The 14,542-nt window shown below is 39.1% G+C and carries 14 protein-coding genes and 1 riboswitch; of the genes, 4 read left to right on the forward strand and 10 right to left on the reverse strand.

The annotated features are described in order from the left end of the window. Positions 1 to 155: 155 nt before the first annotated feature. The 4 genes from K6V48_RS08310 to K6V48_RS08325 form a co-directional block, all read right to left on the reverse strand. Positions 156 to 428 (reverse strand): PspC domain-containing protein, encoded by a 273-nt coding sequence (locus K6V48_RS08310; RefSeq protein ID WP_172071542.1) that lies wholly within the window; start codon positions 426 to 428, stop codon positions 156 to 158. Then, positions 418 to 1,179 carry a hypothetical protein gene (locus tag K6V48_RS08315; RefSeq protein ID WP_222369004.1) on the reverse strand — a complete coding sequence of 254 codons (762 nt, stop codon included), beginning with the start codon at positions 1,177 to 1,179 and terminating at the stop codon, positions 418 to 420. Before K6V48_RS08315 ends, K6V48_RS08310 begins: the two co-directional genes overlap by 11 nt. Positions 1,180 to 1,248: 69 nt before the next feature. Continuing rightward, complete coding sequence (locus K6V48_RS08320; protein ID WP_172055755.1) at positions 1,249 to 1,683, reverse strand: SprT family protein; 435 nt, start codon at positions 1,681 to 1,683, stop codon at positions 1,249 to 1,251. Further along, positions 1,670 to 3,799 (reverse strand): Tex family protein, encoded by a 2,130-nt coding sequence (locus K6V48_RS08325; protein ID WP_222369007.1) that lies wholly within the window; start codon positions 3,797 to 3,799, stop codon positions 1,670 to 1,672. The genes K6V48_RS08320 and K6V48_RS08325 overlap by 14 nt, the downstream gene beginning before the upstream one ends. 193 nt (positions 3,800 to 3,992) lie before the next feature. On the opposite strand from K6V48_RS08325, the gene K6V48_RS08330 reads away from it, so the two are divergent. Next, complete coding sequence (locus K6V48_RS08330; RefSeq protein WP_024396878.1) at positions 3,993 to 4,640, forward strand: deoxynucleoside kinase; 648 nt, start codon at positions 3,993 to 3,995, stop codon at positions 4,638 to 4,640. 52 nt (positions 4,641 to 4,692) lie between these two features. Here the strand turns inward: K6V48_RS08330 and K6V48_RS08335 are convergent, their stop codons facing one another. After that, positions 4,693 to 5,214 carry a QueT transporter family protein gene (locus K6V48_RS08335; protein ID WP_024392496.1) on the reverse strand — a complete coding sequence of 174 codons (522 nt, stop codon included), beginning with the start codon at positions 5,212 to 5,214 and terminating at the stop codon, positions 4,693 to 4,695. Further along, positions 5,212 to 5,318: riboswitch (PreQ1 riboswitch) on the reverse strand. Its footprint overlaps the gene before it by 3 nt. Positions 5,319 to 5,346: 28 nt before the next feature. Between K6V48_RS08335 and K6V48_RS08340 the strand changes: the two genes are divergently transcribed. Next, a complete protein-coding gene (locus K6V48_RS08340; RefSeq protein ID WP_172039072.1) occupies positions 5,347 to 5,784 on the forward strand; it encodes a GtrA family protein in 438 nt (145 codons plus the stop codon). A 119-nt stretch (positions 5,785 to 5,903) separates the two neighbouring features. Here the strand turns inward: K6V48_RS08340 and K6V48_RS08345 are convergent, their stop codons facing one another. Beyond that, positions 5,904 to 6,638 carry a histidine phosphatase family protein gene (locus K6V48_RS08345; protein ID WP_222369010.1) on the reverse strand — a complete coding sequence of 245 codons (735 nt, stop codon included), beginning with the start codon at positions 6,636 to 6,638 and terminating at the stop codon, positions 5,904 to 5,906. Between the two features lie 244 nt (positions 6,639 to 6,882). Here K6V48_RS08345 and K6V48_RS08350 point away from each other — a divergent pair, with 244 nt between their 5' ends. Together K6V48_RS08350 and K6V48_RS08355 are read left to right on the forward strand one after the other, a co-directional pair. After that, positions 6,883 to 7,479 (forward strand): hypothetical protein, encoded by a 597-nt coding sequence (locus tag K6V48_RS08350; protein ID WP_172019007.1) that lies wholly within the window; start codon positions 6,883 to 6,885, stop codon positions 7,477 to 7,479. Continuing rightward, entirely contained in the window at positions 7,460 to 10,237 is a 2,778-nt protein-coding gene (locus tag K6V48_RS08355; protein WP_222369013.1) for an LPXTG cell wall anchor domain-containing protein, read from the forward strand. Before K6V48_RS08350 ends, K6V48_RS08355 begins: the two co-directional genes overlap by 20 nt. Positions 10,238 to 10,521: 284 nt before the next feature. Here the strand turns inward: K6V48_RS08355 and K6V48_RS08360 are convergent, their stop codons facing one another. From K6V48_RS08360 to K6V48_RS08375, 4 genes are all read right to left on the reverse strand, one after another. Next, a complete protein-coding gene (locus K6V48_RS08360) occupies positions 10,522 to 11,445 on the reverse strand; it encodes a YihY/virulence factor BrkB family protein (protein ID WP_222369016.1) in 924 nt (307 codons plus the stop codon). A 244-nt stretch (positions 11,446 to 11,689) separates the two neighbouring features. Continuing rightward, entirely contained in the window at positions 11,690 to 12,550 is an 861-nt protein-coding gene (locus tag K6V48_RS08365; RefSeq protein ID WP_024396881.1) for a methionyl aminopeptidase, read from the reverse strand. Next, positions 12,547 to 13,119: a GNAT family N-acetyltransferase gene (locus K6V48_RS08370; RefSeq protein WP_222369019.1), complete on the reverse strand. Its 573-nt coding sequence runs from the start codon at positions 13,117 to 13,119 to the stop codon at positions 12,547 to 12,549. The genes K6V48_RS08365 and K6V48_RS08370 overlap by 4 nt, the downstream gene beginning before the upstream one ends. 94 nt (positions 13,120 to 13,213) lie before the next feature. Further along, the gene (locus tag K6V48_RS08375; RefSeq protein WP_222369022.1) at positions 13,214 to 14,473 is read right to left on the reverse strand and encodes a UDP-N-acetylglucosamine 1-carboxyvinyltransferase; all 1,260 of its coding nucleotides are present in this window, start codon (positions 14,471 to 14,473) and stop codon (positions 13,214 to 13,216) included. Positions 14,474 to 14,542: the final 69 nt, after the last annotated feature.

Below are 14,542 nucleotides of genomic sequence, written 5' to 3' on the forward strand. Positions count from 1 at the left end.
CCCTTCCTCTCCCCGCTACCTCACGATAGTCAGGCTTGGGAGTCGCTTTGGGGTTCACCGGTAGCGGGTGTCCACAGAGGACTTTCACCTCAGATGTACGACATGCCCGTCGTACATAAAAAAAACTTGAGCTTTTAAACTCAAGTTTTTTTGCATTATTCAAACCAAGATTTATGTATTTTCTCAGCATCTTTTATCTTACGCGGGCCAGTTCCATATTTCTCGGCATCCTTATCTTCCTTATATGGTAAGAAGTAAACTGCTGCTGCGTAAAGGGCGACTAACAAGATAAAAGATTTTCCAAATAGAAGACCTGCTATGAAGAGGGCTCGAACAAGCCATGCTTCCCATCCTAATTTATGAGCAATGCCAGCAAGAACGCCAGACACAACTTTTCCCTTTCTTACTCTATACAAATCAATTGACATCTTTTATTCCTTTCACATAAAAAGCACCTTGACCAGTCTGTGCTTTTATAAAGAGTAAATCATTTCCTGATTTTTCAAATTGATAAGGACTATTTTTCTTTTTCCGATTGACTAAAACCTGACCTAATTGAGACTCAATCTGACCTCGAATTCCCTGCTCCTTCCCTGTTTGTAAGGTTAAGGGCGCGTGTGCCAATTGCACATACAAATGTTGTGGGTAGCCACCGCAGGTTGTCAAGCGAATATCCTGTTGTTTTCTATCCCTTGAACTGCGGATAGAAATATCTTCAAACGGCAAGTAGTCTAACCGGGCATCTGCTTGACCAAGTTCTACATCTAGTACTGACATCCATTCCTGGGGTAAGCTAATGGTCAAGCGACAGGCCAAACTACTGTTGAAATATAGTCCTTTCTTTTCAACATAAAGACGGGGGAGCTTGTCTTCTGGCGCATCTTGATTATAAACAATTTCTACGGTGATCTGTTCATTCTTAGACTTGGTTAGAGTCAGCCGCCCCTCGGATAATTTTAGAAAGAGTGATTCAATTCCATCAAATGAATAAGCCTGTTTCAGCTTTGAGGAAGCAAAGACCTTAAAACTTGGTAAGGTAAAATTCAATTTTGCTTTTTCTTCCACAAAAAGAAAGTCTGGTTCTTGATTCATTTCCTTAAAACAGGCGCGAGCCTCTTCCTTGGTCAAGACACCTTTTTCATATAACTCAATTAAGCGTTCTTCTCTCTTTTGCGCCATAGACTCACCTCAATTCCATACTAGTATACCATATTTCCCAACAAAAAAATCAGCCCAAGGACTGATTCTCTATTGTTTCAAAACGAGCTTTCCGTGACACTTCCCACACCGGTATTTCTTTAGATCAATGCGGCGCTTGCGCTGGTAGGTTTGGGCACAGGACTGACAGATATAAAGCAGACCAGGCTTGGCAGCTTGTTCCAGTTTGGGAGCATAGCGCAGGCCGTCCACCGCAGCCAGTAGTTCCTTGAAATCCCAGTCTCCGTGCCGATAGCCCTTCTTCTCATAGTAGAGATGGTAGTGACAGAGCTCGTGGCGGACAATCTTCCGAAAGACTTCTAAACCTTGCTCCTCCAAATGCTTGGGATTAAAGTCCAAGTGGCCATCTTTAGGAAAAAAACGACCACCTGTCGACCGTAATCGGCTATTCCAAAGAGCTACATGTCGAAATTCTTTACCAAAGTCCTCTACAGATACCTGCTGAACATACTCAGTGAGATTCACGGGGAGCCACCAAGGTCAAATTAACCTTCTCACGTTGCTGATCAAGTTTATGAACCCAAACTGTCACCACATCACCAACAGATACAACTTGACTTGGATGCTTGATGAAATTCTTACTCATGTTTGATATATGAATCAGCCCATCTTCGTGAATACCAATGTCCACGAAAGCACCAAAGTCCACCACATTCCGGACCACACCTTCCAACTTCTGACCAATTTGCAAATCCTTAAAATCAAGAACATCTTGACGAAGAACTGGCGCTGCAAATTCATCACGCAAATCACGCCCAGGCTTGAGCAAGTCAGCGATAATATCTTTCAACGTTTCCTGACCGACACCAATTTCCTCTGCCATCTCTGCAATAGAAATTTGTTTTAATTTTTCCTGCGAAGCAACATCTAAGTGGTCAATTTCTAGCAGTTTCAACAACATCTCTACAGCCTTATATGACTCTGGGTGCACACCAGTATTGTCCAAAAAGTTTGTTCCATCTGGAATACGCAAGAAACCAGCTGCCTGTTCAAAAGCCTTCTCTCCCAAGCGAGGAACTTTTTTAAGCTGTTGACGAGAAGTCAGAGCACCATTTTCTTCACGATACTTGACAATATTTTCTGAAATAGTTTTATTGAGACCAGCCACATGCGAAAGAAGAGCAGGACTTGCAGTATTGACATTGACCCCGACCTGGTTAACAACTGTATCAACGACAAAATCTAGACTGTCAGACAAAAGTTTTTGATTGACATCATGTTGATACTGTCCAACACCAATCGATTTTGGATCAATTTTAACCAACTCAGCCAACGGGTCTTGCAGACGGCGTGCGATGGAAATAGCAGAGCGTTTTTCTACCGTTAGGTCTGGAAATTCAGTTCGAGCCAGTTCAGATGCGGAGTAGACAGAAGCTCCACTCTCATTTACAATTACGTAAGAAACCGTCGGAAAATCTTTCAACAAATCAGCAACGAAAGCTTCCGATTCTCGGCTAGCTGTCCCATTCCCAATGGCAATAATTTCCACCTGGTATTGACCAATTAAGTTGGCCAACTCTTCCTTTGCCTGAGCAATCTGGGCCTGAGAAGCTGGCTTGACTGGATGAATCACTTGTGTCGTCAGTAGCTTACCAGTCTGATCTACGACAGCTAACTTAGCACCAGTACGAAAGGCAGGGTCGAAACCCAAGACCATTTTTCCTTTTAATGGTGGAACGAGAAGCAAGTTCCGAAGATTGTCTGAAAAGAGAGCAATCGCCCCTTCTTCTGCACTTTCTGTCAACTCTGTCCGAACGCGACGCTCCATTGCTGGGATAATTTTTTTCTTAACTGCCTGATTGATTGCATCTGCTATATAAGCATTTTTCTGCGGAAAGCGAACTTCAAAGAAACGAATCATCTTATCCAAATTGTGTTCAAAATGAACTTTAAGTACGCCCAATTTTTCTCCACGATTCAAAGCTAAGGTACGATAACCCTGCATTTTCGCAACTTTTTCAGAAAATTCGTAATACATTTGGAACACAAACTTTTCATCAGCAGCTTGGTCTTTTAATTCAGAATAGAGACTCGAATTTGATTGAATTTCATGATAGGTCCATGCACGGAGCTTTGGATCTTCCGAAATAGCTTCTACAAGAATATCAACTGCTCCTGTAAGACAAGCTTCAGCCGTGCCAAACCCTTCACAAACAAAATGAGCTACTTGATTTTCCAAATCTGCTACGTTTTGTAAAATAAGACGGGCTAGAGGGAATAAGCCAGCTTCACGAGCTATTGTGGCCTTTGTGCGACGTTTTTCTTTATAAGGTAAATACAGTTCTTCCACATCCGCTAACTTTTCTGCTTCTTCAATCGCTTGACGGAGCTGATCGGTTAATTTCCCTTGTTCTTCAATCTTTGCTAGAACCGTCGCCTTACGCTCAGCCAGAGCTGTTAAAGCCTTGTCACGATCAATAATTGATTTGATGACCACTTCGTCGAGGTTTCCTGTTGCTTCCTTACGATATCGGGCAATAAAAGGAATGGTATTTCCCTCTGCTGTGAGCGTCAAGACTGTATCAATTTGTTTTAAACTAACACCCAATTCTTGGGCAATTTTCAAATATTTTTCTTCCATAAACACTATTATAGCACGAAATCGGCCTTGGTTGACAACAGAAAAAAGGAGCTTTTAAATTCTCTTTTACCACAGGTTTGTAACTCCTACTAGAAATTTTGGGGGAATTTTATTTGAATGGAATCGTGTCTAATTCTTGAAAACCATACCATATTTTTATACAATGAGAACGTTAGAAAAAGAGAGGAGCATTATGTTGATTGTATTAGCCGGAACGATTGGAGCAGGAAAAAGCTCATTAGCTACAGCTCTCGGAGAACATCTCGGAACCGATGTTTTTTATGAAGCTGTTGATCAAAACCCTGTTTTGGACTTGTACTACCAAGATCCTGAGAAATACGCATTTTTATTACAGATTTACTTTTTAAACAAACGATTCCAATCCATTAAAGAGGCCTACCGAGCAGATAATAATATTCTAGATCGTTCTATTTTTGAGGATGAGTTATTTCTAACTCTTAATTATCAAAATGGCAATGTCACAAAAATGGAGCTCGAAATCTATAAAGAATTATTAGCAAATATGCTGGAGGAACTAGAAGGGATGCCTAAGAAATCTCCAGATTTATTGGTTTACATCGATGTTTCTCTTGAAACCATGTTGAGTCGAATCCAACTGCGTGGTCGCTCTTACGAACAGGTAACAGCAAATCCTGAACTTCTTGAGTATTATAAACAGGTCCATTCTGCCTATCCAAGTTGGTACCAAGATTATAAAGCCTCTCCTAAAATCCGAATTGATGGAAATCAGTTCGATTTTGTAAACAATCCACAAGATTTAGAAACTGTGCTTATGACAATTGATCATGAATTAAACCGTTTGGGGCTTTTAGAAAAATAATTCTCCAGATAGAAAACAATCCAAGCTAATCATAGCTCGGATTGTTTTTTTATTATAAACGTGTGTATCCTGGAATACGTTTCATCACTGATTCAATAACAACTGCCCCAATTAACAGGGATAACAATTCACCTAAACCTGTCGTTAGCCAAGTCAAGAAGAAAGGTGCTTGATACATGATGTTTAGTTCTAATGCAATGGTAAACATCGTTGCAGCAAAGAAAAATGAAAAATAGAAAAATGCTTTGTTCATCCAGCCATTAAAAAGATATTCTTTTTTATAGCGTTCAAACAAAAGGACACCGATACTTACAAAGAGTAAGGTAGAGAGTCCACCAACCAGTAGATCAACAACCCCATATACCATCAGATTGGAAATCATACATCCAATCGTCACAGCAAGAATATATTTTTTATGATAAAAACCTAAAAAATTCAACATTTCTGAAATTCGGAACTGTACAGCACCAAACGAAATGGCATTTAAAGGTGGGGTAACAGTTAGTGCAATATAAATTGCAGCAACAAGAGCAACTTCCGCCAAATCACGGGCGGACCATTTAGATGTATTCATCCTGATTCTCCTTTAGCAAAATGCTTGTAATATGCTTGGGTAAAGTGAGTAAGCCCCAAGGGTTGTTGCACATAACTGTCAACAACGTTGATAAGTATAGCATATTTTATTAAAAAATGATAGACTTGACGTATGAAAAATATTATGAAAAAAACATTCCAGAACGAAGTTATCCTTTATTTAATATTTGGTGTTGCTACAACCTTAGTGTATATGGTCGCCCGTATCCTATTATTTGCCTTTCTCAATCAAGTGGTCCTTGTTGCTTTTCTTGCCAATGTTATCGCCATATTGTTTGCATTTATTACAAATGACCAAATCGTCTTTCGGCAAGAATCTAGGGGATGGGAGAAAAGACTTCTTAAGTTTGTATCTGCCAGACTCGTTACTATGGGACTAGATATGCTTTTGGCATTTCTCTTTGTACAGGCTTTCCCAGGTATTATCGGTCAATTTGTAAACAATGACCTTTCCCTTGTCAATGCCATCGCAACACTCTTCTCACAAGTCTTAGTGATTGTACTCAATTATGTATTGAGTAAACTGTTTGTATTTAATCAACAGAAATAAATTTTCAATGAGTAAAATAGTTCAATAAATAATATCAATATAAAAACGGTTTCCATGTTTATTATGTCTTAAAGTATGCAGAAATTCTTCATTTATAAAAAGCCTCAGCAGAAGGCTTTTTATAATTGAATAAACTCCTCAAAACTCAAGACAGCAATCAATTGAGGTCTACTGCTACCATCTGGCTTAAAAATAATTGTTGTTCCTGCAGGTGGATAAAAACCAAATGCCTTATCAAATTTTCCTTGATGGGTAAATAGAAAGGTAGATTTGCCACTTTCTGGAACCTTTACGACCCTATTTCTCAAATTCTGAAGAGAAATCTCCAATTCTTTCTGATTGTTAAAGTTTAACGAACCAGTTAAATCACGCGAAATTTCAATTGGTAAATCAAAAGCCGCCTCAGCATGCTGCCATACAAAATAGTATTCTGACGATAGAATATGGTCAATTTGAATATCTAGCTGCTTTACCTTATTGCCGTATTCAAGCATTCTTTCTATACTTGTTGTAGAAATTCGTTGCCCATCATCAATCACTTTTCCATCCAACGTAGGCGAGATTTTCGAAGCTCCACCCCCTGCCCCTGTATATCGAAACACAATAACATAACCACCTTCTGCTAATGCTTCAGATAAATTAGCAGGATTTTGAGGATTTTCAAAATTAATAGGTCCACTTTCGGCAACAAGCCTCTCCTCTAACACACTCATAGTTTGAGGCTGATTCTTACTAGATGTCAAATTTGATTTAGGCAGAACTACACTTGAAAAGGATAAAATCATCACCCCCGCAAAGATTAGAATCAAACAATAGAATATGACATTTTTAGTAATCCTAAATAATCTATGCATGATTACTTACCTCCAACTACTTTTTATTTTATTTTATCACTAGTTAGTATATTTTACAAATATCTGATTCATCAATTTTTATGTAAATCTATAAATAATATATTTTGTCTCTGGTCATAGCATTATTAAAGTACGGTTGTAGATTATAATAAAAAGAACTATTAGTTTAATGTATAATACTTACATATTATACATTAAACTCTCTTGAAAAGAGAGAGAGTTTAAAATTTTTTGGAGGTTAATGATGTCACAACCTATTGAAATCCCGCTCATAAGAGATGAAGGTATCCTAAAACTTTTCCTATATCGTCTTCATGAGACTAGTTTTAGCACAACTGACTATGGAAATATACAAGGAACTAGCGACAGTAACCAGCGTCTAAACATCACATTTGAAAAAGAAGGTTCCTACAGTATTAAGATTTATTCTATCCTAGACCAACACGAAAAGCTTATGTTAGAAGCTAACCATGCAGAACCAAGTAATCAACAAATACTAGCTACTATCCAAAGGTGGATAACAGATAATAATATCGAAATTGCTAAACATTTGGACTCATCAAGAGATGTTGATAGGGAACTCACTAAATTTGACCGTGTTCTAAAAAACTTCTGCAACCTTAACCATATTAAGTGTAAAGAAGTAGATTCTACGGGAAATGGTGTCAGAGATTGCCATATAATCACTTCTGGTGAGAAACCACTGACTATCACTTCCTTTTATAACGGTACTATCATGACTCAGGGATCTTATTCTAAATACCACGAGGAATTTTGGAAACTATACCTTGAAATACAAGAAAAAACATTGGAGAACAAAAATGAAAAAGAATCTTATTAAATCACTAACTCTCTCAACTGCGACACTTGCAGCTTTTAGCTTGGCAAATACGGTCTTGGCAGATGAAACAACTACCACCAACACCCCTGAACAAGCCAGCCAGGTCAATACGACCAGTTCACAAGAGCTTGAAAAACAGGTGGCTCAAGCTGAAACCACAGCTACTACAGCTAAAAGCAATCTTGAGCAATCTCAACAAGCGCTAGCACAAGAAGAAAACGCACTTGCTGAGGCACAAAAACAGGCGACATCAGCTCAAGCTGATGCAGATACTGCTGCAGACAATCTTGCTAAAGCTAGTGAAACAGCTAAACAAGCCACAGATGAAAACATTGCTTCGGCACAAAAAGACATCGACACAGCAAACACAACGGTTGCTCAAGCTACTAGTCAAGTTGACGCCGCAGAAAAGGCGCAAAAGCAAGCCCAAGATGCCTACACACAACAAGCTGACCAAGTGGCTAATGCCCAGTCTAACCTAGATGCTAAAACAGCAACTTACCAAGCCACTCAAGAAACTATCAACAACACCCAAGAGCAAGAAGCTCAGGCAAAAGCGCAACTCCAGAAAGACCTCAGCACTAGTCAAACAGAAGTGACGACTCTTGAAAACAAGATTTCAACCAACTCTATTCAACTAGACAGCGCTAAAACAGAACTAAATGCCCTAAAAAACAGTGCTAATATTGATGAGTTAAATAACGAATCAACTGAAAAATATGGTATTTACAGTGAAGCTGAAAGACTATATAATAAAACCAAGAAGCGTGTTGACCAGATTATCAATCCTCAGTCAACCACGCTGATTCTCACCCAGACCCCTACTGTCCTTGAAGAGCAATTCAAACATCCTGAGATGTCTGCAACTATCTATTCTGGTGAACGAACAGAAACCATCTACCTCACAGCTGAGCAAGCCAAAGAGTATGCTGAAAAAGGCACCATCACCTATGTCCCAAATAGCAGGAAGATTACCGAATATTTTGTTGACTACCTCAACGAACTAAAACGTCTTAATGGTCTGACAAATACAGTTGATGCGAGCAATTCAGACCTTATTGCTTATGCTATTGCACGAGCTGAAGAGAACGCAGCTAGAAGGATGTTAACCCACCATACAAACCTAAACCCCGCTGATTTTAACCTAGAGCAACAGCTAGACATCAATATAGAAAATGGGGTTGTCACCACCAACGATAAAAATAATATTCTTGGCGGGGAAAATGCAGTCAGTTGGAGCGGAATAATACCGAATCTAGATCCTACACTTTATTTGTCATTTACTGACGAGCCCTTGTCAGATCAATCTATTGCCTACTACTTGCTATTAGGATGGTTTACTGATTACCAAAATGTTGCTCGTACTGCAACAAGCAATCAAAAAATAAACTATGGACACAGGATCAATCAACTCATGGCTGCCGGTCCTATCGGTATTGGCTTCTCTGCTAATGGTCGTCATGCAACATTAGAAACAACACTACATGATTTGGAAAATGATCCAAGATTCGCTGACACTTCCAAATTTGATCCTGATTTTATCACCAACGAAAAGGGTGAAACTGTCATGGTTAGAAGCGGAACAAATACTCCCGTGGTCTTTCTTCCTGCTGTTACTTTTAACTTTGTCTATGACAGAACTAAACTCGATCACGACACTGCACAGACTGTTGATACTCTCGCAAAATCTGTACTAGAGCAGAGCAAGAAAAATCTTGATGAAAGCAAAATCGCTTCTGACCAAGCTCGTGCCGCCTACATCTTTGCGCTTAAGAACCAAGCTAACCTGTCAGAAAAAACAGCTGAAAAAGAAGCAGAGATTAGTAGCCTTGAAACTAACCTAAAAACGGCACAAACTGATCTCAGCACTGCAAAGGCTAAGGTAGCTCAAACCAATGAAAAGCTCACTCAACTCGAACAAAACAGCCAATTGGATAGCTTAAACGAACAACTAGCTAGCCAAGAAAAAGCTGTCCAAGAAGCGCAGACAAACCTTGATACGCAAAAAGCAGAGCTTAGCCAACGCCAAACAGCACTCACACAAGCAACAAGCCTTACAGAAACAGCTAAACAAGACCTAGCAAACGCCAAAGTGCAGCTTGAAACCGCTAAATCCTACTATCAAGCACTAATCACAGCACAAGAAAACCTGGCTAGCGCACACAAAGCTGACCAAGAAGCCAAAGGCAGGCTCGTACAAACAAAAACCGAGCTGGAAGCAGCTAAGAGCAAGCTCACTCAACGTCAAAAAGAAGTTGATGAGGCAAAACTTGCCTATGACACAGCTAAAGCAAACTATGACAAGCTCCTTGCTGACTACAAAGTAGCCAAAGACCTAGAAGACAAGGCAAAAGATAACACTATCTCAACTCTTCCAGACGGTACTATCATCGCTGTTCCAAAAGATAGCCCAAGCATCGCAGAAAGACCAAGTCTTGATATTGAAAAACTATTAGAGAGCCTCAAATCTAGTGAAACAAATATCACTGGCAAAACAAATCCTCATATTGATAACAATTTGGGACTTAATGGAAACAAAGAGAGTCAGCAATTCAAAAATAATCAAGCAAACCATGTAGTCAAACCAAATCCAAGCCAGACAGCAAACACTCAACCAGTTTCTCTCAACCATCGTGCTAAAGTAGCAACCCAGACTAAAGAACTACCAAATACGGGTGAAACAGGCTCTATTGCATACGCATTAGCTGGATTGACTCTTTTAAGTACAGCAGTACTAATTCAGAAACGTAAAAACTAAGGAATAACCAAAATAGTATGTGTGTAAAATAGTTTCTAGAATTGTTTTATGCAGGACAGACTCTAAAAAAGTCAATACATAATTAAATTGGCGAAACTGGATTGTTAGATTTTATTCTAATTCCCCCAAAATTTTCATTCTATCCATTTGGGAATTGTACTTTAGACATCAATTCTTTTTGGTAAAAGCTTTGAAATTGATAAAGTTTACTACAATTTAATATAAAAAGTTTTTTAGAATCCTAAATAATTCAACTCTCTAAAAAAAAAACGAGCGCCCTCAAACTAGGGGTTACTCGTTTTTTTATATTTTGCTTTAGCACGCTTAAAAATCGAAATAAAATCCCCATCTCTAGCTTTAATTTCACCAATTCGTAGTCTATGAATACTCGCATTAAGAACTGCACCTATGATTAGAATCTGGGCCCAAAAAATAAACCAGACCATAAATACAAGAAATATTACTGCTGTTGCCGAACGAAAATCTGATACTTTATTTGCATAGTTATCCAAATACAGCGAAAACAACTTCCCAGTTGTTGCCATAATAAATAGAACAAAACCAGCCCCAGGGAAAACATACCACATTTTAGGGATTCGAACATTTGGCAAAAAATAATAGAACATAATCAGTGCCGCAAACAGTGCTAGGTAGGCAATCGATTGTGTTTGTCCTAAAAAAATATCCAACCAACCATTTTCAAGATTAAAATAGTTATCTAAATAAGAAAAAATGGCTTGACCAAATGTCACACTCACTATGCTCAATCCTATGATTATTTGCAAGCCAATCCCCAAAAATATACCTACTAGCCGACCAACAATGACATCACGATGATTTTCCATACCATAAGCCTTATTAACAGCCTTTTGTAAAATCATCATACTTTTTGAAAGGGTCCATAAAGTCGTAAGAATAGCAATACCTAACCAAGAACTTGAGGGTTTAGTGAGGATGTTGGTAACAAAATTCGAAACCGAAGGATAGATCTTGTCAGGAATAAATTCTGCTAATACTGATAGAATCGCATCAACATCAAAAGGAAAATAAGGCAATAAATTGGCTAAGGTCAACAGAATCGGAAATATGGAAATCAGAAGATAATAAGCCACCGCTACACTTGTAATTTCAATTTCAGCTGATTTATAATAGGAAAAAAAGGTTGAAAAGAATGTTTTCAGCCCTTCTAGTTTTTTGACTTTCCTCATTCATTCAACCTCATACTTTCCTTCTCTAATTGATTTATACTCAATGAAAATCAAAATCTGACTCGCTCCAAGGGTTTGGGGAACCGTTGGAGGTTGAAAATTGAGCGAACGTAGTTCGTGTCGATATGATGCAAATAGAACCCTGTTACTATATTATTTCAAGGTAACAGGCTGAAAAGCTCCGCTGGAGCCTTTCACTCATCAATTCAAGTCAACAACGTCGGCTTTTGATTTTAGAAGAGTATTAATAAGTTCCTTCTTCACCTTGACTAGTCAAGATAAGTGGACCATCTTTTGTAATCACAAATTGGTGCTCATATTGACAAGATAAGCCACCATCAAGTGTTTTGTGAGCCCAGCCAGTCTTCATATCTGTATCAATTTCCCAAGTCCCTGTATTAATCATGGGCTCAATCGTCAAGACCATGCCCTCACGTAATCGGAGACCACGACCCTTTGTTCCATAGTGAGGAACCATCGGTTCTTCATGCATGGTTGGACCTACACCATGACCTACCAAGTCTCGAACAACACCGTAGCCCAAACCTTCTGCGTATTCTTGAATGGCAGCACCAATGTCACCGATTCGATTCCCAACAATAGCTTGCTCAATTCCACGGTACAGACATTCTTTTGTGACATCCATTAGATTTTTGACTTGGTCAGAAACCTGACCAACTGCATATGCCCAGCATGAATCTGCCACTCCACCACTATAGGCTTGAGTGATTTTTTTCATTGCTTTCACATCATTAAAGTTAAGCTTAGACACATCAACTACAGACTTGTCCAAAGGCTCACTCAAAACCATATCAACCTTCAGTAAATCACCTTCTTTAAGTTTGTAATGACGCGGAAAGGCATGAGCTACCTCATCATTCAATCCACAACAAGTTGCGTATGGATAATCCATCAATTCTCCGTCTACACCAATTTGAAGTGGCAACACATTTTTTTCTTTACACGTTTTACGGACATATTCTTCCACTTCCCACATGTCCACACCTGGCTTGATGATGTCACGTAATCCAATATGGATTCCTGACAAAACTTCCCCGGCTCTGCTCATGGCATCGATTTCTCGTTGTGATTTAATTGTAATCATTGATTGTCCTCATACATTTCTAAATTAAAATCTGCCTTCTTCAAGCTAAATTTCAAGTAATTTCTCATTTTATGACTATAACGGTCACTTCCACGATAGTGGTTAATTTGCACAAAGCCAGCTTTTCTAGCCACCCTTTGACTAGCCACATTTTCCTCATGGGTGACAATCGTCAATTCTCTCATGCCAAACTCGTAAAAAGCTAGATAGACTAAAGTCCGCACCGCTTCCGTCATGAGTCCTTGACCCCAGTAGTCTTTTTTTAGGAAATAGCTGAGCTCCGCAGAAAGTTGACGTTCATCTACCTTTTCAAAACAAAGAGCACCAATCATACGACCAGAGTTTTTTTCTATTAATGCCCAATTTCCTAATGGCGAACGGATAAATTTTTCAACCATTGTCGCAACAGCAATCTCTTTGTCCTTCAAAACTGGAAAAATAAATGGAAGATTCTCAGCATGCGACACTATTGTATAAAAATCCTCACCATCCTCGTAAGAAAATGGTCGCAAAATGAAATGATCCGTTTCAAAACATGCAAATTTAGCTAACTGTATCCAAAGTGTCATAGTGTACCCAAGGGACTGAGAATTGCTCCCAGCCCCAAAATATTTGATTTATAAAATCATTACATTCAAAAGATGCAATTCTCTACTAGGTCAACTAGTCCTCAATCAACTGAATATCTGCACCAAGCTCTGTTAACTTTTCAATAATATTTGAGTAGCCACGCAGAATAAACTCAATATTTGTAATTTCTGTTCGACCTTGAGCCATTAGACCAGCAATAACCATCGCCGCACCAGCCCGTAAATCTGTTGCTTTAACAGAAGACCCTCTTAGTTGATTGGGACCTTCAAAGGCAATATGATTACTACGTGTTGAAATTTTTGCTCCGAGATTAGCCAATTCCTGCACGTGTCCAACACGTTTTTCATAAATTGTGTCCACGATAGTTCCGGTACCTGTAGCTTTAAGGAGTAAGGGGGTAATAGGTTGTTGCAAGTCTGTCGCAAAACCTGGATAAGGGGAGGTTTTGATATTCACAGCCTTTAATGTTTCTTGTTTTTCAACAAAAATACTGTCTTCAGAAATGGTCATGCGAACACCCATTTCCTGAAGTTTAGCAATGTAGCTTTCCAAATGCTCGTAAAGGACATTATCAATCCGAATCCCTTCACCAACTGCAGCAGCTAAGGCGATATAAGTCCCTGCTTCGATACGATCAGGAATAACTTGATGGCGAGTTCCTTTAAGGTGATCTACACCATCTATTGTAATAATATCTGTACCTGCCCCGCGAATACGAGCCCCCATATTGTTTAGCAGAGTTGCCACATCAATGATCTCAGGTTCACGTGCTGCATTTTCAATAACAGTACGACCTTTCGCTTTAACAGCAGCTAAAATCGTATTGATTGTTGCGCCAACACTGACAACATCCATGAATATATGAGCCCCTTGAATCCGTTGTCCATTGGTTGCTAGGCGCATATATTCACCTTCATAGGTTGTCTCAGCGCCCATAGCAGCGAAGGCTTTAAGGTGCAAATCAATCGGACGAGGTCCTAAATCGCATCCACCAGGTAAACCAACAACTGCTTGACCAAAACGACCAAGCAGAGAACCATAAAAATAATAGGACGCGCGCAAACTATTAATTTTACCAAAGGGCATTGGCATATCTTGAACACCACGTGGGTCAATCTCAAGTGTCTCACCATCGCGCTTTACCGTCGCACCCATTGTTTCCATAATATCAACTAAACTATCAACATCTGAAATGGCTGGGACACCGTCCAAAGTGACAATTCCATCTGCAAGAATAATGGCTGGGATCAAAGCTACAACTGAGTTTTTAGCGCCACTTACTGTTACAGCACCTTTCAGTACTTTCCCACCATTAATTACAATTTTTCTCATACTAAATATTCACTTTCTTAATTTGCCTAATGATCAACAGAATCAATACTTGTCAAAATCCAAATCTTC

The organism is Streptococcus suis (assembly GCF_019794555.1).
GTDB lineage: Bacteria > Bacillota > Bacilli > Lactobacillales > Streptococcaceae > Streptococcus > Streptococcus suis_AB.

Excerpts from the sequence above, each read along its gene's own strand:
- K6V48_RS08375 (WP_222369022.1), bottom strand. The coding sequence starts at position 14,473 with ATGAGAAAAATTGTAATTAATGGTGGGAAAGTACTGAAAGGTGCTGTA.
- K6V48_RS08340 (WP_172039072.1), top strand. The coding sequence starts at position 5,347 with ATGAAAAATATTATGAAAAAAACATTCCAGAACGAAGTTATCCTTTAT.
- K6V48_RS08330 (WP_024396878.1), top strand. The coding sequence starts at position 3,993 with ATGTTGATTGTATTAGCCGGAACGATTGGAGCAGGAAAAAGCTCATTA.
- K6V48_RS08350 (WP_172019007.1), top strand. The coding sequence starts at position 6,883 with ATGTCACAACCTATTGAAATCCCGCTCATAAGAGATGAAGGTATCCTA.
- K6V48_RS08325 (WP_222369007.1), bottom strand. The coding sequence starts at position 3,799 with ATGGAAGAAAAATATTTGAAAATTGCCCAAGAATTGGGTGTTAGTTTA.
- K6V48_RS08345 (WP_222369010.1), bottom strand. The coding sequence starts at position 6,638 with ATGCATAGATTATTTAGGATTACTAAAAATGTCATATTCTATTGTTTG.
- K6V48_RS08335 (WP_024392496.1), bottom strand. The coding sequence starts at position 5,214 with ATGAATACATCTAAATGGTCCGCCCGTGATTTGGCGGAAGTTGCTCTT.
- K6V48_RS08315 (WP_222369004.1), bottom strand. The coding sequence starts at position 1,179 with ATGGCGCAAAAGAGAGAAGAACGCTTAATTGAGTTATATGAAAAAGGT.
- K6V48_RS08370 (WP_222369019.1), bottom strand. The coding sequence starts at position 13,119 with ATGACACTTTGGATACAGTTAGCTAAATTTGCATGTTTTGAAACGGAT.
- K6V48_RS08310 (WP_172071542.1), bottom strand. The coding sequence starts at position 428 with ATGTCAATTGATTTGTATAGAGTAAGAAAGGGAAAAGTTGTGTCTGGC.
- K6V48_RS08365 (WP_024396881.1), bottom strand. The coding sequence starts at position 12,550 with ATGATTACAATTAAATCACAACGAGAAATCGATGCCATGAGCAGAGCC.
- K6V48_RS08355 (WP_222369013.1), top strand. The coding sequence starts at position 7,460 with ATGAAAAAGAATCTTATTAAATCACTAACTCTCTCAACTGCGACACTT.
- K6V48_RS08360 (WP_222369016.1), bottom strand. The coding sequence starts at position 11,445 with ATGAGGAAAGTCAAAAAACTAGAAGGGCTGAAAACATTCTTTTCAACC.